The sequence below is a fragment of the Saccharothrix sp. DSM 118769 genome (assembly GCF_052936295.1).
This window is the reverse complement of record NZ_CP193627.1, coordinates 529,177-553,551: the sequence shown is the minus strand read 5'-3', so window position 1 is coordinate 553,551 and position 24,375 is coordinate 529,177. Positions and strand designations below refer to the sequence as shown.

The following is a 24,375-nucleotide window of genomic DNA, read 5'->3' as shown; positions in this document are numbered from 1 at the left end:
AGCCCAACAGGAGGAGAGGCGCCGTGCCACAGGGCGTGCTGGAGATCGACCGCGTCTCCAAGCGCTACGGGGAGGTCGTCGCGCTGGCCGACATGACCTTCGACGTGCGGGCGGGCGAGCTGTTCGGGTTCGTCGGCAGCAACGGCGCCGGCAAGACCACCACCATGCGCATCGCGCTCGGCGTGCTCGCCGCGGACTCCGGCGAGGTGCGCTGGGACGGCGCGCCGATCACGTTCGAGACCCGCAGGCGCATCGGCTACATGCCCGAGGAGCGCGGCCTCTACCCGCGGATGAAGGTGCTCGACCAGCTCGTCTACCTGGCCGAGCTGCACGGCCTGCCGACGAACGCGGCGCACCGCTCGGCGGAGGACTGGATCGGCCGCCTGGGCCTGCGCGACCGCCGGCACGACGAGGTGCAGAAGCTGAGCCTGGGCAACCAGCAGCGGGTGCAGCTGGCCGCCGCGCTGGTGCACGAGCCGGACGTGCTGGTGCTCGACGAGCCGTTCTCCGGGCTGGACCCGGTGGCGGTGGACGTGATGAGCCAGGTGCTGCGCGAGAAGGCCGCCACCGGCGTGCCCGTGGTGTTCTCCAGCCACCAGCTCGACCTGGTGGAGCGGCTGTGCGACCGGGTCGGCATCGTGCGCGCGGGCCGGATGGTCGCCTGCGGCCCGGTGGACGAGCTGCGCGCGGGCGGCGCGGCGAAGCTGGTGGTGGACGCGCCGCAGGCCCCGCCGGGCTGGGCGGACGGGCTGCCGGGCGTGCGGGCGTCGTCGGTCGCGGGTGGTCGCACGGTGCTCGACCTCGCCCTGGACGCCGACGACCAGGTGGTGCTGCGCGCGGCCCTGGGCACCGGTCCGGTGCACGAGTTCTCCCGGCAGCGGCCGTCGCTGACCGAGTTGTTCCGCAGCGTGGTGACCGAGGGGGGCTCCGCATGAACGGCCTGACACCCGGGCGGGCGGTGTTCCTGGTGGCGCGCCGGGAGTTCCTGGTCAAGGTGCGCACCAAGTCCTTCCTGTGGGGCACGCTGGTGATCGTCGCCGTCATGGCGGGGTACGTGCTGCTCCAGGCCGTGCTGTTCGACGGCGCGGACCGCGACCGGGTCGCGCTGAGCGGCCAGGCCACCGTGCTCGCCGAGCCGCTGGCGCGGACGGCGGCGTCGTTCGGCCGCGAGGTGGAGGTGGTCGACGTCGCCGACCCGGCCGCGGCCGAGGGGCAGGTGCGCTCCGGCGAGGTGGACGCGCTGGTCAGCGGCGCCCCGGACGCGTTGCGGGTGGTGGTGAAGGAGTCGTTGAGCGGCGAGCTGCGCACCGTGATCGACCTGATCGTGAAGCAGCAGGTGCTCGACGCCCAGCTCGCCGAGGCCGGCCTGGACCCGGCCGTGGTGGCGCGGAACGTGGCCGAGGCGGGCGTCGAGGTGGTGGCGCTGGAGCCCGGTGACGCGGCCGACGGCCAGCGGCTCGCGATCGGCCTGGTGATCGCCGCGCTGCTGTACTACTCGCTGCTGGTCTACGGGACGATGGTCGCGCAGGGCGTGGTGGAGGAGAAGTCCAGCCGGGTCGTGGAGGTGCTGCTGGCCGCGCTGCGGCCGTGGCAGCTGCTGCTGGGCAAGGTCGTCGGCCTGGGCGCGGTGGGGCTGCTCCAGCTCGTGCTGGTCGGCGGCATCGGCCTGGGGCTGGCGTCGTTCTCCGGCGTGGTCGACGTCGCGGGCGTGGCCGGCGGCGCGCTGGCGACCGGCGTGCTCTGGTACCTGCTCGGGTTCTTCCTCTACGCCACGGTGTTCGCCGCCGCCGCGTCGCTGGTGTCGCGGCAGGAGGAGCTCCAGTCGGTGCTGACGCCGATCAGCATGACCGTCGTCGTGGTGTTCCTGGTCGGCTTCAACCTGCTGATCGCCGACCCGACCGGCACGGCGGTCGCGGTGCTGTCGGTGCTGCCGCCGTTCGCGCCGATCCTGCTGCCGGGGCGGATGGCGATGGGCGTGGCGCCGGCGTGGCAGGTGCTGCTGGCGGTCGTGCTGGCGCTGGCCGCCATCGCCGCGATCACCTGGCTGGGCGGCAGGGTGTACTCGAACGCGGTGCTGCGCACCGGGGCGCGGGTCCGGCTGCGCGACGCCCTCAGGTGACCGACCCCCGGGGTGACCAGCCCCGGGGATGACGGTCCGGGTGATCAGGCCCTGATCGCCCGGTAGCGGGCCAGCGCCTCCTGGCGCTCGTGCGCGTGGTCCACGATCGGGTCGCGCGGCTCGTGGACGCGCCGGCCGGGCACGTCGCGCAGCTCCGGCACGTACTTGCGCACGTACGCCCCGTCCGGGTCGAACCGCCGGCCCTGCGCGACCGGGTTGAACACCCGGAAGTAGGGCGCGGCGTCCGTGCCGGAACCGGCGGCCCACTGCCAGCCGTGCTGGTTGGACGCGAGGTCGCCGTCCACGAGGTGCGCCATGAAGTGCCGCGCGCCCCACCACCACGGCAGGTGCAGGTCCTTGACGAGGAAGCTCGCCACGACCATGCGGACGCGGTTGTGCATCCAGCCCTCGGCGAGCAGCTGGCGCATCCCGGCGTCCACGATCGGGTAGCCGGTGCGGCCCTCGCACCACGCCCGGAAGCGCTCCGCGTCGTCGTCGAGCCGCATCCGGTCGAACTTCGGGTCGTGGTTGCGGCGCGCGGTCTCCGGCCGGTGCCACAGCACGTCGGCGTAGAAGTCGCGCCACGCCAGCTCGTTGCGGAAGGTCGCCGACCCCTCGTCGTCGCCGAGGTCGGCGAGCAGCGTGCGCGGGTGCACCACGCCCCACTTGAGGTAGGCGGAGAACCGGCTGGTGCCGTCGAGGTCGGGCCGGTCGCGGCGGGTCGCGTAGTCGGGCAGCCGCTCGTCGCGGAACGCGTCCCACAGCGGCGCGACGTCCGGCAGCCCGTCGCCGCGCGGGACGGCCTCGCCCAGCCGGGTCCGCTTCCAGTCCACAGTGGACGCGTCAGTGGGCGCGGGGTCGTCCCAGCCGTGCTCGCGCCACTGCCGGGAGAACGGCGTGAACACCTTGTACGGCGTGCCGTCGGCCTTCCTGACGCTGCCCGGGTCCACCGCGTACGGCGAGCCGGCGCGCACCAGCTCGACCCGCTCGGCGACCCGCTCGTCCCGCCGCCGCCCGTACGGCCCGAAGTCGGCCGACACGTGCACGGACCGCGCCCCCACCCGCCGGGCGACCTCCGGCACGACGTCCACCGGGTCGCCCGCGAGCACCACCAGCCGGCCGCCGAGCTGCGCGTCCAGCGACCGCAGGCACCGGTGCAGGAACTCGACCCGCCGCGGCCCGGAAGCCTTGAGCAGCACGGGGTCGAGCACGAACAGCCCCACCGCCCGCCTCGCCCGCCCGGCGGCGGCCAGCAGGGCGGGGTGGTCGGCGGTCCGCAGGTCGCGGCGGAACCAGACGACGGTCGAGGCGTCCACGCGGCCGACCCTAGGAGCCCCCGGGACCGCCCGCACGACGGTCGCCCGGCCGGGTGACCACCGGGGTGACCGCCCGGGTGACCGGCCGCCGGGCGCGAAAAAGGCCCGCACCACCGGGTGCGGGCCTTCGTCGTGGCGCGGTGAGAGCGGTCAGCGCTGGTCGAGCGGCACGAAGTTGCGCTCCGGCGAGCCGATGTAGACCTGCCGCGGGCGGCCGATCTTGGTGGCCGGGTCGTTGATCATCTCGCGCCAGTGGGCGATCCAGCCGGGCAGGCGCCCCAGGGCGAACAGCACGGTGAAGAACTTCGTCGGGAAGCCCATCGCGCGGTAGATGAGGCCCGTGTAGAAGTCGACGTTCGGGTACAGCTTGCGCTCGACGAAGTAGTCGTCGGCGAGCGCCGTCTCCTCCAGGGACTTCGCGATGTCCAGCAGCTCGTCGGACGCGCCGAGCTTGCCGAGGATCTCGTCCGCCGTCTTCTTCACGATGGCGGCGCGCGGGTCGTAGTTCTTGTAGACCCGGTGGCCGAAGCCCATCAGGCGGACGCCGTCCTCCTTGTTCTTGACCTTCTTCACGAACGAGGAGACGTCACCGCCCTCGTTGCGGATCTTCTCCAGCATGTCGAGCACCGCGCTGTTCGCGCCGCCGTGCAGCGGGCCGAACAGGGCGTTGATGCCCGCGGAGATGGAGGCGAACAGGTTGGCCTCGGACGAGCCCACCAGGCGCACGGTGGAGGTGGAGCAGTTCTGCTCGTGGTCGGCGTGCAGCACGAACAGCAGGTCGAGCGCGCGGACCAGGTCCGGGTCCACGTCGTACGGCTCGGCGGGGAAGCCGAACGTCATGCGCAGGAAGTTGTCCACCAGGCCCAGGCTGTTGTCCGGGTACAGGAACGGCTGGCCCACGGACTTCTTGTAGGCGTAGGCCGCGATGGTGGGCACCTTGGCCAGCAGGCGGATCGTGGAGATCTCGACCTGGTTGGCGTCGAACGGGCTCAGGCTGTCCTGGTAGAACGTCGACAGCGCGGACACCGCCGAGGACAGCACGGGCATGGGGTGCGCGTCGCGCGGGAAGCCGTCGAAGAACCGTTTCAGGTCCTCGTGCAGCAGGGTGTGACGGCTGATCTTGGAGGAGAACTCCTCCAGCTGGGCCTGGGTCGGGAGCTCGCCGTAGATCAGCAGGTAGCTGACCTCCAGGAAGTTGGACTTCTCGGCGAGCTGCTCGATCGGGTAGCCGCGGTAGCGCAGGATGCCCGCGTCACCGTCGATGTAGGTGATCTCGGAGGAGCAGGACGCGGTGTTGACGAAACCGCTGTCCAGGGTCACCAGACCTGTCGTGGCCAGGAGCTTCCCGAGGTCGATACCGGGCGCACCTTCGGTGGCCGGTACTACCTTCATCTCGTGCTCTCCGCCCGGATGGCGCAGCGCGACGGTACGGGTGTCGTTCGGCGCAGTCGTCGCGTCGGGCATGCAGAGTCCCTCTCACGCTAGGGCGGGGTGGGCTCATGCGGGTCTCGCACGCACGCGGGCGCGGCACTCGGCCCCGCACCGCAGCACCACCCCGTTGGGGTCCTGTCAGTTTTCCCACGCTAGTCAGCGGACGACCCCCACCACAGCCGGGTGTGAACCGATTCTGCGAGATGGGACCGGCATCACACGCGGTCGCGCGGGTGACTGGCGTGCAACCACCACCGTAACCCGTGGCGGGTGTTCCTCCACCTCAAGCGGGGTGAGAGCTAGGTCATCCCAGCTCGTGCCGGAACGGCGGCTCGGCCCCCGCGCGGGAGCACGTGATCGCCGCCGCCGCGCCCGCGAACCCCAGCGCGGCGCGCCACCCGTCGGCGTCCAGACCGCGCACGGCCTCGACCGACAGCGCGTCGTGCTCGTGCAGCCAGGCGAGCAGGGCGCCCTGCACGGTGTCGCCCGCGCCGATGGTGTCGACGACGGTGACGGGCGTCGGTGGGACGTGGATCACGTCACCGCCGGCGGTCAGCACGGCCAGGCCGTCACCGCCGCGGGTGAGCACGACGGCCGCGGGGCCCGCGCCCTGCCACACGCGCACGACGTCGAGCACCTCGTCCTCGGTGGCGGTGTCCGGCAGGTCGGCCAGCCAGCGGGCGTCCTCGACCGACACCTTGAGCAGGCCGACGTGCGGCAGCCACGAGTCGTAGCGGTCGCGGTAGGCCACCGGGTCGTGGATGAGGCCGGCCCGGATGTTGGGGTCCAGCACGGTGAGCGCGCCGCGCTCGGCCTCGCGCCACAGCACGCGCTCGTAGGTGCTCGCGCCGGGCTCCAGCACGAGCGACAGCGTGCCGAACGAGACGGCCCTCGTGCCGGCGGGCAGCGGGCCGGGGTCGGTGACCTGCCGGTCGGCGGTGCCCTCCACGTAGAACGAGTAGCGCGCCGAGCCGTCCTCGGTCAGGCCCACGACGGCGAGCGTCGTCGGCTCGTCGCCGCGCTGCACGAGGTCGGTGCGCACGCCCGAGTCGCGCAGGCGCGCCACGAGCCGGTCGCCGAACAGGTCGGACGACACCCGCGACAGGAAGGCCGCGGGGGCCTTGAGCCGCCCGGCGGCGACCGCCACGTTGTAGGGCCCGCCACCGAGCCGCGGCGCGAGGTTCCCCTCGGGCGTGGGCACGAGGTCGACCAGCGCCTCACCGGCAACCACGATCACGACTGGCTCCGTTCTCTCCGCAAACCGTCCAGCAGCAGTTCACCCAGGGCGGTGAACGCCTCGGCGTCGGACACGCCCGCCCGCCGGGTCAGCACCCCGGTCTGGATGCCCTCGATGAGCAGCCCGGCCATCTCCGCGACCAGCGTCGCGTGCACCTCGCGGAACACGCCCTCACGCACGCCCTCCTGGATGAACTCCCGGATGCGCTCGGCCGCCGCCCGCGCGTTGCGCTCGTAGGTCGACCGGGTGGGCGCGGACGCCGCGACGTCGGTGATGAACTGGGCGGACGCGCGGCGCAGCTCCTCGGCCGCGCAGGCGAGGTAGGTGCCGACGCGGGCGCGCACGTCGCGGACGCCCTCGACCCTGCTCTCGATGCGCTCGGCGGCGCCCTTGAAGTACCGGCCGACGACGCGCACGGCGAGCTGCTCCTTGCTGGCGGCCAGCGCGTAGAGCGTCGACTTGGAGCAGTGCAGGCGGGCGGCGAGGTCGTCGAGGGTGAAGTGGGCGAAGCCCTCGGCGAGCACCAGCGCCTCCAGCCGCGCCAGCAGCTCGACCTGCCGGGGCGTCAGGGGGCGGCGGGCGATCGAGGTCATGTGCGGGACTCTGTCACACCCACTCGCTACAGTACTGGCGTACGTCCCGCAGTACTGCCGTGAGTACACCCGTACGGAGGTCGACGATGCCCGCCGAACGCCTGCTCCCCACCACCGAGGCCGAGGACCTGCTGTCCCTCGTGCGCGAGATCGCCCGCGACGAGCTGGCGCCGCACGCCGCCGAGGCCGAGGAGCACGGGCGGTTCCCGCGCGACAAGTTCCGGCTGCTGGGCAAGACGGGGCTGCTCGGCCTGCCGTACCCGGAGGAGTTCGGCGGCGGCGGCCAGCCGTACGAGGTGTACCTCCAGGCGCTGGAGGAGGTCGGCTCCGCCTGGATGTCGGTCGGCGTCGGCCTGTCCGTGCACGTCATGTCCAGCTACGCGCTGGCGACGTTCGGCACGGACGAGCAGAAGGCGCGCTGGCTGCCCGACGTGCTGGGCGGCGACCTGCTGGGCGGGTACGCGCTGTCCGAGTCGCACGCCGGGTCGGACGCCGCCGCGCTGTCCACGCGGGCCGTGCGCACCGACTCCGGCTACACCGTCAACGGCACCAAGGCGTGGATCACGCACGCCGGCGTCGCCGACTTCTACACCCTGATGGCCCGCACGTCCGACGACGGCGGCCGGGGCGTCAGCTGCTTCCTCGCCCCCGGCGGCGCCGACGGCCCGACCGCCGCGCCGCCCGAGCGTAAGATGGGCCTGACCGGCTCGATCACCGCGCAGCTCCTCTTCGAGGACGTGCGCCTCGACGCCGACCGCCTGATCGGCGCGGAGGGCGACGGCCTGAAGATCGCGCTGTCCGCGCTGGACTCCGGCCGGCTCGGCATCGCCGCCACCGCCGTGGGCCTGGCGCAGGCGGCCCTGGACGAGGCCGTGGCCTACGCGAAGACCCGCACCCAGTTCGGCCGCCCGATCATCGACTTCCAGGGTTTGGAGTTCCTGCTCGCCGACATGGCCGCCGCCGTCGAGTCGGCCCGCGCCACCTACCTGTCCGCCGCCCGCCGCCGCGACCGCGGCCTCCCGTTCCGGCGGCAGGCGGCGATCGCCAAGCTGGTCTGCACCGACGCGGCGATGAAGGTGACGACGGACGCCGTGCAGGTGCTGGGCGGGGCCGGGTACACGCGCGACTTCCCCGTGGAGCGGTACATGCGGGAGGCGAAGGTGCTCCAGATCTTCGAGGGGACGAACCAGATCCAGCGGCTCGTGATCGGGCGCGAACTGCGGCGGTGACGGACGGGGGCGACTCGCGGATCGTGCATAGCTACTTCAGGTAGCCGACCGTCACGGTGTGCACACGCCGGCATAACGTAGCCGCGTGAGCGACGTGCGCCTGTTCTACATCGACGATTCCGGAGCCCGGTCCTCGGCGCTCGTCGTCTACGGCTGGGTCGAGCTGTCGGTGGCGGACTGGCGCCCCGCACTGCGGTCGTGGCTCGACTGGCGGAAGCACCTGAACGCCACCAGCGGCGTGCCGGCGAGCTACGAGCTGCACGCCACGAGGTTCGCGAACGGGCGCGGCCGGCCGACGAAGACGGACTGGGACCACAGCAAGGCCAACAGGTCCAGGGCGATGGTCGACGCGTTGCGCACGATCGCGGCGATGCCCGGGGTCCGCACGGGCGCCGTCTGCCGCGACGCGGCGGGCACCCGGTACGCGGACGCCAAAGCCGCCGTCTACGCCGACCTGATCAGGATGATCGACGACCGCTTGACCGCGACCGGCCGACACGGACTCGTGATCATGGACGGGGACGGGACGGACCCCTCCTACCGACAGGCGCACCGCACGCTCAAGCTCGCCACCCGCAACCTCGTCGAGGACCCGCTCTTCCAGGGCTCCCACCTCAGCCAGTGGGTGCAGGTCGCGGACCTGGTGGCCTACGCCGCCTACCAGGCGGTGCTGCGCGCCCCCGGCAAGGAGCTGATGTGGGACTGGTACCCGGAACTGCTCGGCTCGACGTGCACGACCGGCGGCAAGCCGCAGGTGGTGTGAGGGTCCGGAAAAGAAGCTGGACCCGCTTCCCCACGTGAGTGGGACGGGTCCGCGACCACAGGGTAGCAAAACCGGAGGGCGCCCCGCACCGGCGGGACGCCCCCGCGCGTCACCCCGACTGAGTCGCCCGACCGGGTCACTCCGCGTAGAACGGGCTCTCCACGACCTCGCGGCCGTCCTCGTAGCGGTACACCTCGCGGCCGTCCACGAAGACCTTCAGGGCCCGGCTCATCACGTCCAGCGGGTCGCCGGACCAGATGACCACGTCCGCGTCCAGGCCCGGCCGCAGCGAGCCGACCCGGTCGTCCAGGCCCATGATGCGCGCCGGGTTCACCGTGATCGACTCCAGGCCGACCTTCGGGTCCAGGCCCTCCTTCACGGCGAGCGTCACCTGGTGCACGAGGAAGTGGATCGGCACGACCGGGTGGTCGGTGGTGATCGCGATCCGCACGCCCGCCCGCGCGAGGATGCCGGGGTTGCGCAGCGACCGGTTGCGCACCTCGACCTTGGACCGGCTGGTGAACAGCGGCCCGATGATCACCGGCACGTCCTTCTCGGCGAGCAGGTCGGCGATCAGGTGGCCCTCGGTGCCGTGGTTCACGATCAGCCGGTAGCCGAACTCGTCGGCCAGCCGCAGCGCGGTGGCGATGTCGTCGGCGCGGTGGCAGTGCTGGCACCACGGGAGTTCACCCGACAGGACGCGGGCCAGCACCTCGGACGTGGTGTCCCGGTCGAACGGCCCCTCGGCCGCGTCGCGCTTCGCCGCGTAGTCCTGCGCCTTGGTCAGCGCGTCGCGGATGACCGCGGCGACGCCCTGGCGGGTGGACGGCAGCTTCTTCTGGTCGCCGTAGACGCGCTTGGGGTTCTCGCCGAGCGCGCTCTTGACGCTCACCGGGTTGCGCAGCAGCATCTCGTCGGCCGTGCGGCCCCAGCACTTCACGGCCACGGTCTGGCCGCCGATGACGTTGCCCGACCCCGGCTTGACCACCGCGGTCGTCACGCCGCCGGACAGGGCGTCGGCGAAGCCCTGGTCGGCGGCGTTGATGGCGTCCAGCGCGCGCAGCCGCGCGCCGTTGGGGTCGGTCATCTCGTTGGTGTCCTGCCCGGCCCAGCCCTCGCCCTCCTCGTGCACGCCGAGGTGGCCGTGCGCCTCCACGAAGCCGGGCAGCACCCACGAACCCGTCGCGTCGACGACGCGGGCGTCGTCGGGGACCTCGACGTCCGCGCCGACCGCGACGATCTTGCCGTCCCTGATCAGGACCGTCCCGCCCTCGATCGGCTCACCGGCCACCGGGACGACGTACCCACCCGTGATTGCGACGCTCATAGTTAGCGACGCTAATTGCCTAGGCCAACGGGCGCAAACCCCAGCGACCGGCCCACGACTCGCCCGGCTCCAGCCACAGCAGGTCGATGCCCGAGTTCAACGCGTCCGGCGGGCACGTCATGGGTTCGATCGCCACCGCGCGGCCCCGGCCGGGGTAGTTGCCCGGCGTGTAGACCTGCACCCACTTGAAGTCCGGGTCCGCCCACATCTCGACCGCGCCCGAGGGTCCGCGCAGCACGTGCCGCACCAGGCCGTCGACCGGTTCGCAGCCGCCGAACGCGGTGTCGAGCTGCACGCCCTCCAGCAGGCGCGCCATCCGGAAGTCGTACTCGGTTCCCTCGACCGGGGTGGCCGGGCCGTTGGGGATCATGGTCTGCGGGTCCACCGGCAGCACGGTCGTCGCGGCCAGCGACAGCGAGGTCTCGTCCGTCTCCGACGCGCCGGCCCGCGGGTACGGGTGGGTGCCGACCCCGAACGGGGTGCGCTTCTCACCCACGTTGGTGACGCCGTGCGAGACGGTCAGGCCGTTCTCGTCCAGGGCGTAGGTGATGGTGGTGCGCAGCTCGACCGGCCAGCCGAGGCCCGCCACCGGCGTCTCCAGCGACAGCAGCGACCCGGTGTGCTCGACCACGCCCCAGATGGCGTGGCGGACCAGGCCGTGGATCGCGTTGCCCCGGGCGGGCTCCCCGATCTCCAGCTGGAGCTCCTCGCCGTCGAGCGTCCACCTGCCGCCGGCCGTGCGGTTGGGCCACGGCACGAGCACCGCGCCGCTGCCCATGGGCGGTTCGTCGTCGTAGGTCTCCGCGTACGGCACGCCGCCGACCTCGTAGGACTTGAGTCCGGCGCCGTGCGGCTCGATGACGGCGCGCGCGGCGCCGTGGGCGATCTCCAGCATGGGTCGAGAGCGTATCCGCTCGACAAAGTAAGTAGACCGGTCTCTATAGTAAAAACATGCCACGACGGACCGACACCCGGCAGCGGGTGGTGCGCACCGCCGCCGACCTCTTCCGCGCGCAGGGCTACCACGCCACGGGCGTGAACCAGGTGCTCGCCGAGGGCGGGGCACCCAAGGGCTCGATGTACTTCCACTTCCCCGGCGGCAAGGAGCAGCTCGCGGTCGAGGCGGTGGCCCTCGCGGGCGCCGACCTGCGCGACACCCTGGACACCGCGCTGACCTCGGGTCCATCACCCGTGGAAGCGCTTTCCCAAGTACTGGGACTGCTCGGCGCGGCCCTGCTCGCTTCGGACTTCCGCAACGGCTGCCCGATCGCCGGGGTGGCGCTGGACGCGGCGGCCGACAGCGAGCCCATCCGCACCGCGTGCGAGGACGCCTACGCCTCCTGGCAGGCCGTCCTGGCCACCCACCTGGGCGACGACGAGCGGGCCGCGGTCGCCCTCGCCGCCATCGAGGGCGCGCTGCTGCTCGCCCGCACCCGCCGCTCCCTCGCCCCGATCGACGCCGTCCGCGCCCACCTGGGCGCCCTCCTGGAAAGGCCCGCGACGTGAAGGTCCACCACCTCAACTGCGGCACCATGCGCCCCTTCGGCGGTCGGCTGGTGACCGGCCGCGGCTCGTTCCTGCACCGCGGCGAACTGGTCTGCCACACCCTCCTGCTGGAGACCGACGACGGCCTGGTGCTGGTCGACACCGGCATCGGCCTGGACGACGTCCGCGCGCCGAAGGCGACCCTGCCGCTGCTCTTCCGCGTCGCGAGCCGGCCCGTGCTCGACGCGCGGGAGACCGCCGTGCGGCAGTTGGACGCCCTCGGTTTCGCGGCGTCCGACGTGCGGCACGTCGCCCTCACCCACCTCGACATCGACCACGCGGGCGGCCTGCGGGACTTCCCCGACGCGCGCGTGCACGTCCTGCGCGAGGAGCTGGACGACCGCGACAACCCGCGCTACTCCCCCGCCCAGTGGCGGCACGCGGACTTCGTGCCGCACGAGCCGACCGGCGAGGCGTGGGAGGGCTTCGAGGGCGTCCGTGAACTGCTCCCCGACGTGCTGCTGGTCCCGCTCGTCGGCCACACCAGGGGCCACACCGGCGTCGCGGTCCGGACCGACGACGGCTGGCTGCTGCACGCGGGCGACGCCTACTTCCACCACGGCCAGCTCGCCACCCCGCCGCACGTCCCGGCCGGCCTGGCGGCGTTCGAGAAGCGGGTGCAGACGATCGCCGAGCTGAGGCTGGCCAACCTGGCGAGGCTGCGCGAGGTCGCCGACCGGGTGACCGTGGTCAACGCCCACGACCCCGTCCACCTGCGGCGTTTCGCGCCCGCTCACGCCTCGTGACGACTTCGGGGGATTTCCCGGCGCGACGGACCACCCGACCGCCGCTAGGCGCGGCGGGTGCCGGTTCACCATGATTCGCGTTCGTCGGTGAACCTCCCCCACAGAGGAGTCCAGTTGAAGACGCTCTCACGCGGCCTCGCGACCACGGCGTCCGTCCTCGGCCTGGTGCTCGCGGCGGGGACGGCGCACGCCGCACCGGCCGCGGGCGGCGCGCCCGGCGCGGCGTGCACGCAGGTCTGGCAGTACACCGTGACCACCTACGGCGACATGACCGACGCCCAGAGCGGCGGGTCGTTCGTCGGGTGGGCCATCGCCGGCGACACCCTCAACGTCCGCATCCAGGGCAACCCGCGCTACTACGGCGCGAACGTCAACAACGGCAAGTGGGGCTGGGTCCTCGCGAGCAAGCTGTCGTACACCGGCAACACCTGGTGCGCGTAGGCCCGTGCCCGGTGCCGCCGGACAGCGGCACCGGGCACGGCGTCACCGGGCGCCCCGTCGAGCGGGGGTCACTTCGCCAGCTTCTCCGCGTCGAACTCGGTCTTGCCGTGCACGAACCGGTTGACCACCCACAGCACCGCGCCCGCCGCCAGCAGGTAGCCGGCGATCTTGTAGTCCTCCCACGGCCGACCCGACAGCGGGCTCGCCAGGTAGGCGCACGTGATCGCGCCCAGCACCGGCACCCACGTCGGCGCGCGGAAGTGCTTGTGGTCGGACTCCTCCTTGCGCAGCACCAGGACCGCGACGTTGACGATCGTGAACACGATCAGCAGCAGCAGGGCCGTGGTGCCGCCGAGCTTCGCGATGTCCGCCGTGGACACCAGGATGATCGCGACGCCGGACGTGAAGATGATCGAGATCCACGGCGTGCGACGGGTCGCGTGCACCGCCCCGAACACCTTCGGGATGATCCGCTCGTTCGACATGCCGTAGATCAGCCGGCTCGCCATCAGCATGTTGATCAGCGCCGAGTTGATGACCGCGAACAGGCCGATCAGCGAGAACACCCACAGCGGGAAGCCCGGCGCGCCCACCTGGACGACCTTGAGCAGCGCCGAGGAGCCCGCCTTGGACAGCTCGTTCGCCGGGATCAGCAGCGACGACGTGATCGCGACCAGCACGTAGATCACCGCGGCCACGACCATGCCCCACAGCATCGCCTTCGGGAAGATCCGGACCGGGTCCTTGCACTCCTCGGCCATGTTCACCGAGTCCTCGAACCCGACCATCGCGAAGAACGCCAGCGCCGTCGCCGACGTGATCGCGAGCAGCGCGGACTGCCCGGGTGCCGGGTCGACCTGGGTCAGCCTGCTCGCGTCGCCGTCGCCGGAGGCCACCGCGAACACGCCGATCGCGATGATGATCACCAGGCCGGACAGCTCGATGCAGGTCAGGACGACGTTCGCCTTGACCGACTCCGAGACGCCCCGGAAGTTGACGAGCGCCAGGCCGATGATGAACAGGATCGCGACCAGCGTGGCCGAGACCGTGAACGTGTCGGAGAAGAACTCCTTGATCACGGACTGGAGGTAGGTGCGCCCGAACGCCAGCGCCGCCGAGGACGCGGAGGTGATGCCCGAGGACATCACCGCGAACGCCACCATGAAGGTCAGGAACTGGATCTTGAACGCCCGGTTGGTGTAGAGCGCCGCCCCCGCCGCGCGCGGGTACTTGCCGACGAGCTCCAGGTAGCTGAACGCGGTCAGGAACGCCACCGCGAACGCGATCAGGAACGGCACCCACAGCGCGCCGCCGATCTTGCCGGCGACGTTGCCGGTCAGGGCGTAGATGCCCGTGCCGAGGATGTCACCGACCACGAAGAACAGCAGGAGCTTGGGGCCGATGGCCCGCTTCAGTTCCGGTTGCGCCGGTGCGCTCGTCGGTTCCGCCATGCCGGATGAGTGTGCCGGATCACACCTGCCGTGGACAGACGGGAAGCCACACCTTGGGCAAGCCTTGAGGTCACGACCCGGCGACCGCCCGCAGGTCCTCCTCCGCGCGGGAGAGGGCCTCGTCGAACGCCTGCCGGAAGGCCGCGATCTGGGGAGCGCTCAGCCGCACCTGGTCGCGCCCGGCGGGGAGGAAGAGGGAGAGGCCGCCGTCGTGGACTTCGAGGGACAGCACGTCCTCCTTGTCCGAGTAGCACCGCACCAGCCACTCACGACGCGGCTCGACCACCTTGATGAATTCCATGCAACAAGATTGCAGCGCTCCTAATCGAGCAGCAATGACACGATGGTGTGAACGACATGGCTTTGGCTTCTCGGACGCCCCTACTTTGTCGGCATGGCACGCCGCGCCGGACCCTCCGTCCGCTCCCGCCGACTCGCGCACACCCTCAAGAGGCTCCGCACCGCCACCGGCGCCAGCACCGACGCCGTCGGTGACGCGCTGGGCATGTCCGGCAGCAAGATCAGCCGCATCGAGACCTCGGGCATCGGGGTGTACCTCGACGACCTCGAAAAGCTGCTCGACTTCTACGGCGTGGACCGCAAGCAGCGGGTGGAACTGCTCGACCTCGCCCGGCACGCCGAACAACGCGGCCTGCTGCGGATGAACACGCCCAAGCTCCACGAGGACTGGCAGACCTGGGTCGATTTCGAGGACGAGGCCAGTTCGCTCCTCCATTACCAGCCGCTGGTCATCCCCGGCCTGCTCCAAACCTCCGAATACACGCGATGGATAATCGCGGCCACCGGGCACGACCTCCCGGAGAACCGGATCGATGCCCTGATCGCCAGCAGGATGGCGCGCCAGGGACTCCTGTCCCGCCGGAACCCGCTCGTGCTGCACACGATCATCGAGCAGAGCGCCGTCGAGCGCCCTTTCGGCGAATCGGGCGAGCACAAGCGCCAGGTCCGCCACCTCATCGACGCCGCCGAGCGCCCCAACATCACCATCCAGGTCATCCCCACCGGCAGCGGCTTCCACGGTGGGCTCAGCGGGCCTTTCGTGGTCCTGGAGTACGACGAGGAACCGAGCCTGGTCCTGCTGGAGAACAAGGTCGCCAGCCTGTTCCTCGACGAGGACGAGCACATCGAGGTGTACGAGAAGACCTGGGCGGAGCTGCGGGAATTAGCCTGCTCGGAGGAGGACACCGCCGCCTACCTGCGTGGGATCATCGATGCATGACCCTGTGGCGCAAGAGTTCCCGCAGTGCCGACACCGCCAACTGCGTGGAGGTGGCGGTGCTGCCCGGTCGGGTGGCGGCGCGGGACTCGAAGAACCCCGCGCCCACCCTCTCCGTCCCCGCTACTGCGTGGGAGAGGTTCGTTCAACGATTGAAGGTGTGAACCGGTAGCGGCGGATCGCCGGGATCGCCAGCACCGCCACGGCCGTGCCCACCACGACCAGGACACCGCCGAGCGTGGTGGCGAGACCCGGCCCGATGGCCGCGCCGCCGGTGCCGTGCAGCAGGTCGGCGATGCGCGGCCCACCCGCCACCACGACGATGAACATGCCCTGCATCCGGCCGCGCATCTCGTCCGTCGCGGCCGACTGGAGGATCGCGCTGCGGAACACCATGCTGATCATGTCCGCCGCGCCGCCGATCGCCAGGAACACGACCGCGAGCCACAGGACGTCCGACAGGCCGAACCCGATCATGGCGACGCCCCACGCCACGACGGCGACCACGACGCCCATGCCGTGCCGGTTCACCCTCGACGTCCACCCGGACGTGAGGCCGCACAGCATCGCGCCCAGCGAGATCGAGGCGAACAGCCAGCCCAGGGCCAGGCCGCCGCCGGGCGGGTCGCCGAACGTGTTCTCGGCCATCTCGGGGAACAGCGCGCGGGGCATCCCGAACACCATCGCGATGATGTCGAGCAGGAAGCTCGCGAGCAGGATCTTCTGCAGCGCCAGGTACCGGAAGCCGTCCACGACGTCCCGCACGCCGGCGCGCCGGGAGGTGCCGTCGAGCGGCGGCAGCGGCGGCAGCTTCCAGACGGCCCAGATGGTGGCGGTCAGCGCGACGGCGTCGACCAGGTAGAGGGTGGACAACCCGACGACGGGCATGAGCGAGCCCGCGAGCATCGGCCCGAACACGCCGCCGAACATCATCACCGTGGACGACAGCGCGGAGGCCGCCGGGATCTGCTCGGCGGGCACGAGCCGGGCCACGGACGCGGTGCGGGCGGGCGCGTTGGCCGCGAAGAACACCTGTTGCAGGCCGAGCAGCGCGATCACGAGCCACACCGAGTTCGCGCTCAGCGCCGCCTGGAGCCACAGCAGCACGGACGTCACGGCGATGCCCGTGTTGGTCACGATCAGCAGCTTGCGCCGGTCGACCACGTCCGCGATGGCGCCGCCGTAGAGCCCGAACACGAGCAGCGGCACCAGGGCCACGCCCGCCGCCACGCCCACCCAGCCGGACGACCCGGTGAGGTCGTACACCTGCTTCGGCACGGCGACGGCCGTCAGCTGGCTGCCGACGGCGGTGACCACCGTCGAGAGCCACAGCCGCCGGAAGGCGAGGACTTTCAGCGGCCGGGTGTCGATCGCGATCCGGCCCAGGACTTTCCGCACGGTCGTTAGCGTACGGCAACTAACAAGGTGTTCCGGAGGGCCGGAACCGCGCAGAAGTGCGTTGACGACCGGTTCGGCAGGTGCGACACTCCCCGCATGTCGCAACAGATGTGCCCCAATCCAGACCTCTGACGAGGTCTGACGCGTCCGGTCGTGGTGAGGCACTACAGGTGTGCCTTCAGCCGGGCGAAAGGGAGCACATCATGTCGAAGCGACGTACCCCCAAGCGTCACCGCAACTGCGGTTGCTCGCACGAGGTCCGCAGATCCCGCGTGATCCAGGTCGTGCTGTTCCTCGCCGCACAGGCGGCACACTTCCTGCTCGGCTAGCCAGTTCAGGTCCCGGTGGGCCGTACTGGCCCACCGGGACCACTTCATCCCACCGCACCCGCGAAGCCGTGCCCCCGAACGCGCGGGAGCCCCGCGGCCGACGATCGACCGCAGGGCTCCTACCAGGCACGACGAGGGACTACGGTGCGACGCGCTGCACTTCCCAGCCGTCGCGGCTGAGGCGGAAGCGCAGGCGGTCGTGCATGCGGTCACGGCGGCCCTGCCAGAACTCGACCTCCTCGGGCCGGATGCGCCAGCCGCCCCAGTGCGGCGGCACGGGTACGCGGTCGGCGTCGGCGAACTGGCGCTCGACCTTGTGCAGCGCGCTCTCCAGCGTGGTGCGGCCCCGGACCACCCGCGACTGCGGCGACGCCCAGGCGCCGATCTGCGACCCGCGCGGGCGGCTCTCCCAGTAGGCGGCGGTCTCCGCCGGGCCGACCTTCTCCACGGTGCCGCGCACGTGGGCCTGCCGCTGCATGGCGAACCACGGGAACGTGGCCGACGCGTAGCGCGTGGCCATCAGGTCGTGGCTCTTGGCGGACGTGTAGTTGGTGAAGAACACCAGGCCGCGCTCGTCGAGGCCCTTGGCCAGGACGGTGCGGGACGAGGGGCGGCCCTGCGGGTCGGCGGTGGCGAGCACCATCGCGTTCGGCTCCGACAGACCGGCGCCCGCCGCCTGGTCGAGCCACAGCTGGAGCTGCTCGTGCCAACTGGCGGCGAGGTCGCTCTCCGTGAGCGAACCCTGCTCGTAGGACACGCGCATCGACGGCAGCGCGATAGCGGTCGTCGTCTCCGTCATACCGACCTCCCGGAGCTGGGCTGAGCACTCGTGGTGCCTGGGGTTCCCGCGACCGTACGGGCTCCACGCTAATCGCGGAACCGCCTGGGTGGTGATGGCTACCACCCGATCCGGGGGTCTAACTGTGAGCTTCGACTCGGAATCGTGTCCGGGATCGAGTCAGAAGCGCTTCGGACGATCCGGGGTGCCTGCGGCGCGCCTCGTCCAAAGCGCGTTCCACGGTCACCGCGTCGTCCGCCAGGGCGGTCGCGAGGCTGCCGCCGCGGGCCAGCGGGACGAGGGACCACCAGTCCTCGGCGACCGCCGCCGGCAGGTCGGGGCCCCAGCGGAGCAGCTCGGTGCCGAGCACGCGGCGGCCCGCCAGCCCGGCCGGCGAACCGTCCACCTCGGGCACCCCCAAATGAGATGTCTGCTTTATGACGGGGCCGTTCCCGCGGATGTCGAGAGTGGTGGTGAGCGAACCCGCTCTTTCGTTCAGCCGGCCCATCGCGACTATTTCCCGCGTGCGCAAACGGGCGTCGTCCGCGAGGTCCGCCCGGAACACCGCCTCGTGGTGCGCGCGGGCCGTGACGACGGTCGGTTCGGGGAGGTGCTCCAGGCTCGCGCCGGCCTCCAGCTCCACGTGCACGAGCGCCCGGCTGCCGCCCTCGCGGTGGCCGGGCAGCGCGAGCGTGGCGGCTACTCCGCGCAACACCAGGGACGCGCCGGGGCCGACCACGACCCGCAGTTCGAGGTCGTCGCCGCCGAGCGGGGACGTGACCGCGCTGACGAGGTGGACCAGGGCCGCGTCCCCCGACCCCCTGGCCGGCACGAGCCTGAGCGGGGCCATCGACCGCATCCCGCGCACGACGGTCCGCCCGTCCCGGCCGCGCTCGACGGCCAGGTGCGCCCGCGCCCTCACCCGGCCCCGGACCCGGACCCGACCTCGGCCCCGACCCCGATCCCGGACCCGGCCAGCACGCGGAGCTGGGCGCGCACCCACTCGGCCACGGCGGGGGCGTCCGGGGTCTCCACCAGGGACTGGCTGATCACCGGCAGCTCGCCGCGCACCCGGTGGGCGTCGGAGGTCATGACGCCGAGGTCGGCGCCCACCATCGGCGCGAGGTCCGTCTTGTTGATCACCAGCAGGTCGGCGGTGGTCACGCCGGGGCCGCCCTTGCGCGGCACCTTGTCGCCGCCCGCCACGTCGACCACGAACACCTGCCGGTCGACCAGGCCGCGGCTGAACACGGCGGTCAGGTTGTCGCCGCCGCTCTCGATGATCACCAGCTCCAGGCCGGGGAACCGGTGCTCCAGCAGCTCCACCGCGTCGAGGTTGGCGGTGATGTCGTCGCGGATCGCGGTGTGCGGGCACGCGCCGGTCTGCACCGCCTCGATCCGCTCGGTGTCCAGCACGCCCGCCGCGCGCAGGAAGTCGGCGTCCTCGGTGGTGTAGATGTCGTTGGTCACCACCGCCAGGTCCACGCTGCCGCCCAGCGCCCGGCACAGCGCGGCGGTCAGCGCGGTCTTGCCCGAGCCCACCGGGCCGCCGATCCCGAGCCGCACGGCGCGGTGCCCGTGCCCGTGCGGGTCGTGCGCGTGGTCGTGCGCGTGGTCGTGCGGGTCGTGGCCGGCGTCGGTCGGGTCGAAGTTCACCGGGTGCACGTGGCCGTGGCCGTGGTCAGCTGACAAAGAGACGCACCTCTTCCGCGTGGTGTCGGTCGTGGGCCTCGGCCAGCAGGTCGAGGCCCGGGGCGCTGGGCGCGGGCAGGTCCGCGGGGTCGTCGTCGGCGTGCCGGACGGCGTGCGCGGCGACCGCGTCGATCTCCGGCGCGAGCCGCGCGAGCACGGCGTTCACCCCGAACGGGTCGAGCCCGAGCAGCCGGATCGCGCCTGTCGCCGGGCCGGTCACGGCGTGGTAGGCGACGGTCTGGGCGGCGGCGAACGGGTCGGCCACCAGCACGCCCACCACGATCGGGTGGTGCGGTCTCGGGGTGGCCCGCAGCAGCCCGGTCAGCTCCGCCGACGGCCACGCCCGCGTCGCCGCCCGCGCGATGCCCCGGCCCTGGGTGCGCGACGCCGCGCGCTGGGCGGGCGACGGGGTCCGGGCGTCCAGCTCGACGTCCAGCTCCGCGTACCGGCCGCGGGTGGCCGCCGCCGCGAACACCGCGCCCAGCGCGCCCGCCGTGCGCAGCCGGCCGACCAGGAAGGAGCGCAACGACGCCTCGTCGTGCACGAGCCCGCGCGCCGCCGCCTCCTCCAGGCCGCCCGAGTGGACGTGGCCGCCGCCCGGGAAACGGGAGTCCGCGAGCATGACCGCGACGAGGTCCATCAGAACAGGAAGTAGCGCTGGGCCATGGGCAGCTCCGCCACCGGCTGCGGTTCGACCAGGTCGCCGTCGATGCGCACGGCGAAGCTGTCCGGGTCGACCCGCACGTCCGGCAGGGCGTCGTTGAGCACCATGTCGGCCTTGGTCACGTTCCGCGTGTCGCCGACCGGCACCAGCGGCCGGGCCAGCCGCAGCAGCCCCGCCAGGTCGGCGTCGACCGCCTGCCGCGACACGAAGTGCACGCTGCTCAGCGCCGCCGAGTGCGCCCCGAACATCGGCCGGGACAGGATCGGCTGCGGGGTCGGGATGGACGCGTTCGCGTCGCCCATCGCCGCGTGCGCGATGAACCCGCCCTTGAGCACCACCGACGGCCGCACGCCGAAGAACTTCGGCTCCCACAGCACGAGGTCGGCGAGCTTGCCGACCTCGACCGAGCCCACCTCGTGGTCGATGCCGTGCGCGACGGCCGGGTTGATCGTGTACTTCGCGACGTACCGGCGGGCGCGCAGGTTGTCCGCCGCGCCGTCACCGGGCAGCGCCCCGCGCGCCTTCTTCATCACGTGCGCGGTCTGCCACGTTCGGATGATCACCTCGCCGACCCGGCCCATGGCCTGCGAGTCGGAGCTGATCATGGAGATCGCGCCCAGGTCGTGCAGCACGTCCTCGGCGGCGATCGTGGTGGGCCGGATGCGGCTCTCCGCGAACGCCAGGTCCTCGGGCACCGACCGGTTGAGGTGGTGGCACACCATCAGCATGTCGAGGTGCTCTTCGAGGGTGTTCACGGTGTGCGGGCGGGTCGGGTTCGTCGACGACGGCAGCACGTTCGGCTCGGACACCACCTGGATGATGTCCGGCGCGTGCCCGCCGCCCGCGCCCTCGGAGTGGTATGCGTTGATCGACCGGCCCGCGATCGCGGCCAGCGTCGACTCCAGGAACCCGGCCTCGTTGAGCGTGTCGGTGTGGATGGCGACCTGCACGCCCGACTCGTCCGCCACCCGCAGGCACGCGTCGATCGCGGCGGGCGTGGTGCCCCAGTCCTCGTGCAGCTTGAACCCGCCCGCGCCGCCGGCGAGCTGCTCGCGCAGGGCGTCCTCGCGGGTGGTGTTGCCCTTGCCGAGCAGCAGCACGTTCACCGGCATGTGGTCCATCGAGGCCAGCATCCGGCCGAGGTTCCACGCGCCGGGCGTGACCGTGGTGGCCTTCGTGCCCTCGGCCGGACCGGTGCCGCCGCCGACGAGCGTGGTGAGGCCCGACGCGACGGCGGTCTCCACGATCTGCGGGCAGACGAAGTGCACGTGGCAGTCGATGCCGCCCGCGGTGAGCACCTTGCCGTTGCCGGACAGCACCTCGGTGCCGGGGCCGATGACCAGCGCCGGGTCGACGCCGTCCATCGTGTCCGGGTTGCCGGCCTTGCCGATGCCGACGATCCGGCCGTCGCGCACGCCCACGTCCGCCTTGACGACGCCCCAGTGGTCGAGCACCACCGCGCCGGTGATGACGAGGTCGGGCGCGCCCTCGGCGCGGGTCGCCACGCCCTGCCCCATGGACTCGCGGATCACCTTGCCGCCGCCGAAGATCACCTCGTCGCCGGAGCCCGCGCCCCTGCTGCGGTCCTCGGTGACCTCGATGAGGATGTCGGTGTCGGCGAGCCTGATCCGGTCGCCCGCGGTGGGCCCGAGCAGGTCCGCGTAGCGGCGGCGGTCGATGTCCGTCACCCGTCCAGCCCCCGCCCGTCCAGGTCCCGCCCGCTCCGGTCCCGCCCGTCCAGGTCGCCGGCCCACTCCGGCCGCAGCCCCGGCACGCGCCGCGCCCCGGCGATCGGCACCAGCACGACCTCCCGCTCCACGCCCGGCTCGAAGCGCACCGCCGTGCCCGCCGGGACGTCCAGCCGCTTGCCCCACGCCGCCTCGCGGTCGAACTCCAGGCCCGGGTTGACCGCCGCGAAGTGGTAGTGCGACCCGACCTGCACGGGCCGGTCCGCCGCGTTGACCACGACGAGCGCGGTCCGCGGCCGTCCGGGGTTCAGCTCCACCGGCTCGTCGCCGGGGATGATCTCGCCGGGGATCACGGGCGGCTCCTCGCCTGTCGGGTCGCGCGATCGGGTGGGATCACACGATCGGGTCGTGCACGGTCACGAGCTTCGTGCCGTCCGGGAAGGTGGCCTCCACCTGCACGGACTCGATCATCTCGGGCACGCCCGGCAGCACCTGGGCGCGCGCGAGGACGTGCCGGCCGCTGTCCATCAGCTCGCTGACCGAGCGACCGTCCCGCGCGCCCTCCAGCACGTGGTCGGTGATGAGCGCGACCGCCTCCGGGTAGTTCAGGACCACACCGCGCTCCAGCCGCCTGCGCGCGACGTCGGCCGCGACGTGGACCAGCAGCTTGTCCCGCTCGTGGGGCGTGAGGTGCATGACCGGTGGTCTACCACGCGCAACGCCGCTACCGCCTCGTGGAAACAAGGGCTTAACGATCACCTTGCGATCGGCTTGCGTTCTGAATCGTTTCCTTGATCGTGACCGACGCCACGGGCCGGCCTGATTGCGGGTGCGTGCCACCCGGAGGAAGGTGCTGACAACTCTCAACTTCCGCCGAGAAGGAGCGCACAGCGTGGTGCAGAGCGAGGACGACGGGTTCAAACCGGGACTTGAGGGCGTGGTCGCCTTCCGCACCGAGATCGCCGAGCCGGACCGCGACGGTGGCGCGCTGCGCTACCGCGGCGTCGACATCGAGGACCTCGCCGGCAAGGTGACCTTCGGCAATGTGTGGGCGCTGCTGGTCGACGGCCGCTTCGGCCCCGGCCTGCCGCCCGCCGAGCCGTTCCCCATCCCGGTGCACACCGGCGACGTGCGGGTCGACGTGCAGGCGGCGCTGGCCATGGTCGCCCCCATCTGGGGCTACCAGCCGCTGCTGGACATCACCGACGAGCAGGCGCGCGAGCAGTTGGCCCGCGCCTCCGTCATGGCCCTGTCGTACGCGGCGCAGTCCGCGCGCGGCATCGGGCGGCCCGCCGTGCCGCAGTACCGCATCGACGAGTGCCGCACCATCACCGAGCGCTTCCTGACCCGCTGGCGCGGCGAGCCCGACCCGGCGCACGTGAAGGCGCTCGACGCGTACTGGGTGTCGGCGGCCGAGCACGGCCTGAACGCCTCCACGTTCACCGCCCGCGTCATCGCCGCGACCGGCGCGGACGTGGCGGCGGCCATGTCCGGCGCGATCGGCGCGATGTCCGGCCCGCTGCACGGCGGCGCGCCCGCGCGCGTGCTGCCGATGATCGAGGAGGTCGAGCGGACCGGTGACGCGCGCGCCTTCGTCAAGGGCGTCCTCGACCGCGGCGAGCGGCTGATGGGCTTCGGGCACCGGGTGTACCGGGCGGAGGACCCGCGGGCGCGCGTGCTGCGGCGGACGTGCAAGGAGCTGGGCGCGACCCGCTACGAGGCGGCCGACGCGCTGGAGCAGGCCGCGCTGGCCGAGCTGCGCGAGCGCCGCCCGGACCGGGCGATCGAGACGAACGTCGAGTTCTGGGCCGCGGTGATCCTGGACTTCGCCCAGGTGCCGCCGCACATGATGCCCGCGATGTTCACCTGCGCCCGCACCGCCGGCTGGTCGGCGCACATCCTGGAGGAGAAGCGCACCGGCCGCCTGGTCCGCCCGTCCGCCTCCTACATCGGCCCGGGCCCCCGCAAGCCCTCCGAAGTAGAGGGCTGGGACCAGATCGCCTAACCCCCCTTCTCCGAGAGTCCAACCCCCAGACCCCGAGAGTCCAACCTCCAGACCCCGAGAGTCCAACCCCCAGACCCCCTGAGTTCTACGTTCACGACCCGCGAGTCATGCGCTCACGACCCGCGAGTCATGCGCTCACGACCCCCGTGTCATGCGCTCATGCCTAACGGTGTGAGCCGTGAATGCAGAACTCAGGGGTCCTGAGCGTTGGACTCGCGGGTCGTGAGCGTTGGACTCGCCGGGCCTGGGGGTTGGACTCTCGGGGGCTGGGGGTTGGACTCTCGGGAGGGTGTGGACTGTCTACAGTCCACGGTGCGTCAGCTGCGGGAAGTGACCACGGACACCCGGCCGTCACCGCCCGGCCACGCTGCTGCAACACTTAGGCC

General features: G+C 72.2%; 27 protein-coding genes. 11 read left to right on the top strand and 16 right to left on the bottom strand.

From position 1 onward, the window contains the following. Positions 1 to 23: 23 nt before the first annotated feature. On the top strand, positions 24 to 935 hold the full coding sequence (locus tag ACRAKJ_RS02700; protein WP_438925522.1) for an ATP-binding cassette domain-containing protein: 912 nt from the start codon (positions 24 to 26) through the stop codon (positions 933 to 935). Next, positions 932 to 2,119 (top strand): ABC transporter permease, encoded by a 1,188-nt coding sequence (locus tag ACRAKJ_RS02695; RefSeq protein ID WP_438925523.1) that lies wholly within the window; start codon positions 932 to 934, stop codon positions 2,117 to 2,119. The genes ACRAKJ_RS02700 and ACRAKJ_RS02695 overlap by 4 nt, the downstream gene beginning before the upstream one ends. A gap of 44 nt (positions 2,120 to 2,163) precedes the next feature. On the opposite strand, the gene ACRAKJ_RS02690 is transcribed toward ACRAKJ_RS02695, so the two are convergent. From ACRAKJ_RS02690 to ACRAKJ_RS02675, 4 genes are all read right to left on the bottom strand, one after another. Continuing rightward, positions 2,164 to 3,435: an FAD-binding domain-containing protein gene (locus ACRAKJ_RS02690; RefSeq protein ID WP_438925524.1), complete on the bottom strand. Its 1,272-nt coding sequence runs from the start codon at positions 3,433 to 3,435 to the stop codon at positions 2,164 to 2,166. Between the two features lie 150 nt (positions 3,436 to 3,585). Then, positions 3,586 to 4,899, bottom strand: coding sequence for a citrate synthase (locus ACRAKJ_RS02685; RefSeq protein WP_438925525.1), 1,314 nt, complete (start codon positions 4,897 to 4,899; stop codon positions 3,586 to 3,588). 271 nt (positions 4,900 to 5,170) lie between these two features. After that, positions 5,171 to 6,103 carry a PfkB family carbohydrate kinase gene (locus ACRAKJ_RS02680; protein ID WP_438925526.1) on the bottom strand — a complete coding sequence of 311 codons (933 nt, stop codon included), beginning with the start codon at positions 6,101 to 6,103 and terminating at the stop codon, positions 5,171 to 5,173. After that, complete coding sequence (locus tag ACRAKJ_RS02675; RefSeq protein ID WP_438925527.1) at positions 6,100 to 6,696, bottom strand: TetR family transcriptional regulator; 597 nt, start codon at positions 6,694 to 6,696, stop codon at positions 6,100 to 6,102. The genes ACRAKJ_RS02680 and ACRAKJ_RS02675 overlap by 4 nt, the downstream gene beginning before the upstream one ends. Before the next feature lie 86 nt (positions 6,697 to 6,782). On the opposite strand from ACRAKJ_RS02675, the gene ACRAKJ_RS02670 reads away from it, so the two are divergent. Together ACRAKJ_RS02670 and ACRAKJ_RS02665 are read left to right on the top strand one after the other, a co-directional pair. Continuing rightward, the gene (locus ACRAKJ_RS02670) at positions 6,783 to 7,925 is read left to right on the top strand and encodes an acyl-CoA dehydrogenase family protein (protein WP_438925528.1); all 1,143 of its coding nucleotides are present in this window, start codon (positions 6,783 to 6,785) and stop codon (positions 7,923 to 7,925) included. An 85-nt stretch (positions 7,926 to 8,010) separates the two neighbouring features. Next, the gene (locus ACRAKJ_RS02665; protein ID WP_438925529.1) at positions 8,011 to 8,688 is read left to right on the top strand and encodes a DUF3800 domain-containing protein; all 678 of its coding nucleotides are present in this window, start codon (positions 8,011 to 8,013) and stop codon (positions 8,686 to 8,688) included. A 136-nt stretch (positions 8,689 to 8,824) separates the two neighbouring features. Here the strand turns inward: ACRAKJ_RS02665 and ACRAKJ_RS02660 are convergent, their stop codons facing one another. Then, positions 8,825 to 10,015, bottom strand: coding sequence for an amidohydrolase (locus ACRAKJ_RS02660; protein WP_438925530.1), 1,191 nt, complete (start codon positions 10,013 to 10,015; stop codon positions 8,825 to 8,827). A gap of 19 nt (positions 10,016 to 10,034) precedes the next feature. Next, positions 10,035 to 10,910, bottom strand: coding sequence for an aldose 1-epimerase family protein (locus ACRAKJ_RS02655; RefSeq protein ID WP_438925531.1), 876 nt, complete (start codon positions 10,908 to 10,910; stop codon positions 10,035 to 10,037). Positions 10,911 to 10,966: 56 nt separating this feature from the next. On the opposite strand from ACRAKJ_RS02655, the gene ACRAKJ_RS02650 reads away from it, so the two are divergent. The 3 genes from ACRAKJ_RS02650 (at position 10,967) to ACRAKJ_RS02640 (ending at position 12,747) form a co-directional block, all read left to right on the top strand. Further along, complete coding sequence (locus ACRAKJ_RS02650) at positions 10,967 to 11,521, top strand: LmrA/YxaF family transcription factor (RefSeq protein WP_438925532.1); 555 nt, start codon at positions 10,967 to 10,969, stop codon at positions 11,519 to 11,521. Beyond that, positions 11,518 to 12,306: an MBL fold metallo-hydrolase gene (locus ACRAKJ_RS02645; RefSeq protein WP_438925533.1), complete on the top strand. Its 789-nt coding sequence runs from the start codon at positions 11,518 to 11,520 to the stop codon at positions 12,304 to 12,306. Before ACRAKJ_RS02650 ends, ACRAKJ_RS02645 begins: the two co-directional genes overlap by 4 nt. Before the next feature lie 114 nt (positions 12,307 to 12,420). Beyond that, positions 12,421 to 12,747 (top strand): hypothetical protein, encoded by a 327-nt coding sequence (locus tag ACRAKJ_RS02640; protein WP_438925534.1) that lies wholly within the window; start codon positions 12,421 to 12,423, stop codon positions 12,745 to 12,747. Between the two features lie 68 nt (positions 12,748 to 12,815). On the opposite strand, the gene ACRAKJ_RS02635 is transcribed toward ACRAKJ_RS02640, so the two are convergent. Then, positions 12,816 to 14,198: an amino acid permease gene (locus tag ACRAKJ_RS02635; protein ID WP_438925535.1), complete on the bottom strand. Its 1,383-nt coding sequence runs from the start codon at positions 14,196 to 14,198 to the stop codon at positions 12,816 to 12,818. Positions 14,199 to 14,268: 70 nt separating this feature from the next. Then, positions 14,269 to 14,499, bottom strand: a complete 231-nt coding sequence (locus ACRAKJ_RS02630; RefSeq protein WP_438925536.1) for a hypothetical protein — start codon at positions 14,497 to 14,499, stop codon at positions 14,269 to 14,271. 93 nt (positions 14,500 to 14,592) lie between these two features. Here ACRAKJ_RS02630 and ACRAKJ_RS02625 point away from each other — a divergent pair, with 93 nt between their 5' ends. Together ACRAKJ_RS02625 and ACRAKJ_RS02620 are read left to right on the top strand one after the other, a co-directional pair. Next, positions 14,593 to 15,438 (top strand): Scr1 family TA system antitoxin-like transcriptional regulator, encoded by an 846-nt coding sequence (locus tag ACRAKJ_RS02625; protein ID WP_438925537.1) that lies wholly within the window; start codon positions 14,593 to 14,595, stop codon positions 15,436 to 15,438. Then, positions 15,435 to 15,599 (top strand): DUF397 domain-containing protein, encoded by a 165-nt coding sequence (locus tag ACRAKJ_RS02620; RefSeq protein WP_438925538.1) that lies wholly within the window; start codon positions 15,435 to 15,437, stop codon positions 15,597 to 15,599. The genes ACRAKJ_RS02625 and ACRAKJ_RS02620 overlap by 4 nt, the downstream gene beginning before the upstream one ends. Here ACRAKJ_RS02620 and ACRAKJ_RS02615 read toward each other — a convergent pair. Then, positions 15,559 to 16,833, bottom strand: a complete 1,275-nt coding sequence (locus ACRAKJ_RS02615) for an MFS transporter (RefSeq protein WP_438925539.1) — start codon at positions 16,831 to 16,833, stop codon at positions 15,559 to 15,561. The two genes, ACRAKJ_RS02620 and ACRAKJ_RS02615, sit on opposite strands and share 41 nt — an antisense overlap. Positions 16,834 to 17,036: 203 nt before the next feature. Between ACRAKJ_RS02615 and ACRAKJ_RS02610 the strand changes: the two genes are divergently transcribed. Further along, complete coding sequence (locus ACRAKJ_RS02610) at positions 17,037 to 17,162, top strand: hypothetical protein (RefSeq protein ID WP_438925540.1); 126 nt, start codon at positions 17,037 to 17,039, stop codon at positions 17,160 to 17,162. 139 nt (positions 17,163 to 17,301) lie between these two features. Here ACRAKJ_RS02610 and pdxH read toward each other — a convergent pair whose 3' ends face one another. The 7 genes from pdxH to ACRAKJ_RS02575 form a co-directional block, all read right to left on the bottom strand. Continuing rightward, entirely contained in the window at positions 17,302 to 17,961 is a 660-nt protein-coding gene (pdxH, locus tag ACRAKJ_RS02605; RefSeq protein ID WP_438925885.1) for a pyridoxamine 5'-phosphate oxidase, read from the bottom strand. Between the two features lie 118 nt (positions 17,962 to 18,079). Next, entirely contained in the window at positions 18,080 to 18,862 is a 783-nt protein-coding gene (locus ACRAKJ_RS02600; RefSeq protein ID WP_438925884.1) for an urease accessory protein UreD, read from the bottom strand. Then, positions 18,859 to 19,632: an urease accessory protein UreG gene (gene ureG / locus ACRAKJ_RS02595; protein ID WP_438925883.1), complete on the bottom strand. Its 774-nt coding sequence runs from the start codon at positions 19,630 to 19,632 to the stop codon at positions 18,859 to 18,861. The genes ACRAKJ_RS02600 and ureG overlap by 4 nt, the downstream gene beginning before the upstream one ends. After that, a complete protein-coding gene (locus ACRAKJ_RS02590) occupies positions 19,622 to 20,272 on the bottom strand; it encodes an urease accessory UreF family protein (protein WP_438925882.1) in 651 nt (216 codons plus the stop codon). Before ACRAKJ_RS02590 ends, ureG begins: the two co-directional genes overlap by 11 nt. Then, positions 20,272 to 21,984, bottom strand: a complete 1,713-nt coding sequence (locus tag ACRAKJ_RS02585; RefSeq protein WP_438925881.1) for an urease subunit alpha — start codon at positions 21,982 to 21,984, stop codon at positions 20,272 to 20,274. The genes ACRAKJ_RS02590 and ACRAKJ_RS02585 overlap by 1 nt, the downstream gene beginning before the upstream one ends. After that, positions 21,981 to 22,337, bottom strand: coding sequence for an urease subunit beta (locus tag ACRAKJ_RS02580; protein ID WP_438925880.1), 357 nt, complete (start codon positions 22,335 to 22,337; stop codon positions 21,981 to 21,983). The genes ACRAKJ_RS02585 and ACRAKJ_RS02580 overlap by 4 nt, the downstream gene beginning before the upstream one ends. 40 nt (positions 22,338 to 22,377) lie before the next feature. Beyond that, positions 22,378 to 22,680: an urease subunit gamma gene (locus ACRAKJ_RS02575; RefSeq protein ID WP_438925879.1), complete on the bottom strand. Its 303-nt coding sequence runs from the start codon at positions 22,678 to 22,680 to the stop codon at positions 22,378 to 22,380. A 196-nt stretch (positions 22,681 to 22,876) separates the two neighbouring features. Between ACRAKJ_RS02575 and ACRAKJ_RS02570 the strand changes: the two genes are divergently transcribed. Then, entirely contained in the window at positions 22,877 to 23,989 is a 1,113-nt protein-coding gene (locus tag ACRAKJ_RS02570; protein WP_438925878.1) for a citrate synthase 2, read from the top strand. The last annotated feature ends 386 nt before the right edge of the window (positions 23,990 to 24,375 follow it).

Excerpts from the sequence above, each read along its gene's own strand:
- ACRAKJ_RS02620 (WP_438925538.1), top strand. The coding sequence starts at position 15,435 with ATGACCCTGTGGCGCAAGAGTTCCCGCAGTGCCGACACCGCCAACTGC.
- ACRAKJ_RS02625 (WP_438925537.1), top strand. The coding sequence starts at position 14,593 with ATGGCACGCCGCGCCGGACCCTCCGTCCGCTCCCGCCGACTCGCGCAC.
- ACRAKJ_RS02575 (WP_438925879.1), bottom strand. The coding sequence starts at position 22,680 with ATGCACCTCACGCCCCACGAGCGGGACAAGCTGCTGGTCCACGTCGCG.
- ACRAKJ_RS02650 (WP_438925532.1), top strand. The coding sequence starts at position 10,967 with ATGCCACGACGGACCGACACCCGGCAGCGGGTGGTGCGCACCGCCGCC.
- ACRAKJ_RS02675 (WP_438925527.1), bottom strand. The coding sequence starts at position 6,696 with ATGACCTCGATCGCCCGCCGCCCCCTGACGCCCCGGCAGGTCGAGCTG.
- ACRAKJ_RS02590 (WP_438925882.1), bottom strand. The coding sequence starts at position 20,272 with ATGGACCTCGTCGCGGTCATGCTCGCGGACTCCCGTTTCCCGGGCGGC.
- pdxH (WP_438925885.1), bottom strand. The coding sequence starts at position 17,961 with ATGACGGAGACGACGACCGCTATCGCGCTGCCGTCGATGCGCGTGTCC.
- ACRAKJ_RS02670 (WP_438925528.1), top strand. The coding sequence starts at position 6,783 with ATGCCCGCCGAACGCCTGCTCCCCACCACCGAGGCCGAGGACCTGCTG.
- ACRAKJ_RS02635 (WP_438925535.1), bottom strand. The coding sequence starts at position 14,198 with ATGGCGGAACCGACGAGCGCACCGGCGCAACCGGAACTGAAGCGGGCC.
- ACRAKJ_RS02655 (WP_438925531.1), bottom strand. The coding sequence starts at position 10,910 with ATGCTGGAGATCGCCCACGGCGCCGCGCGCGCCGTCATCGAGCCGCAC.
- ACRAKJ_RS02660 (WP_438925530.1), bottom strand. The coding sequence starts at position 10,015 with ATGAGCGTCGCAATCACGGGTGGGTACGTCGTCCCGGTGGCCGGTGAG.
- ACRAKJ_RS02610 (WP_438925540.1), top strand. The coding sequence starts at position 17,037 with ATGTCGAAGCGACGTACCCCCAAGCGTCACCGCAACTGCGGTTGCTCG.
- ACRAKJ_RS02630 (WP_438925536.1), bottom strand. The coding sequence starts at position 14,499 with ATGGAATTCATCAAGGTGGTCGAGCCGCGTCGTGAGTGGCTGGTGCGG.
- ACRAKJ_RS02685 (WP_438925525.1), bottom strand. The coding sequence starts at position 4,899 with ATGCCCGACGCGACGACTGCGCCGAACGACACCCGTACCGTCGCGCTG.
- ACRAKJ_RS02695 (WP_438925523.1), top strand. The coding sequence starts at position 932 with ATGAACGGCCTGACACCCGGGCGGGCGGTGTTCCTGGTGGCGCGCCGG.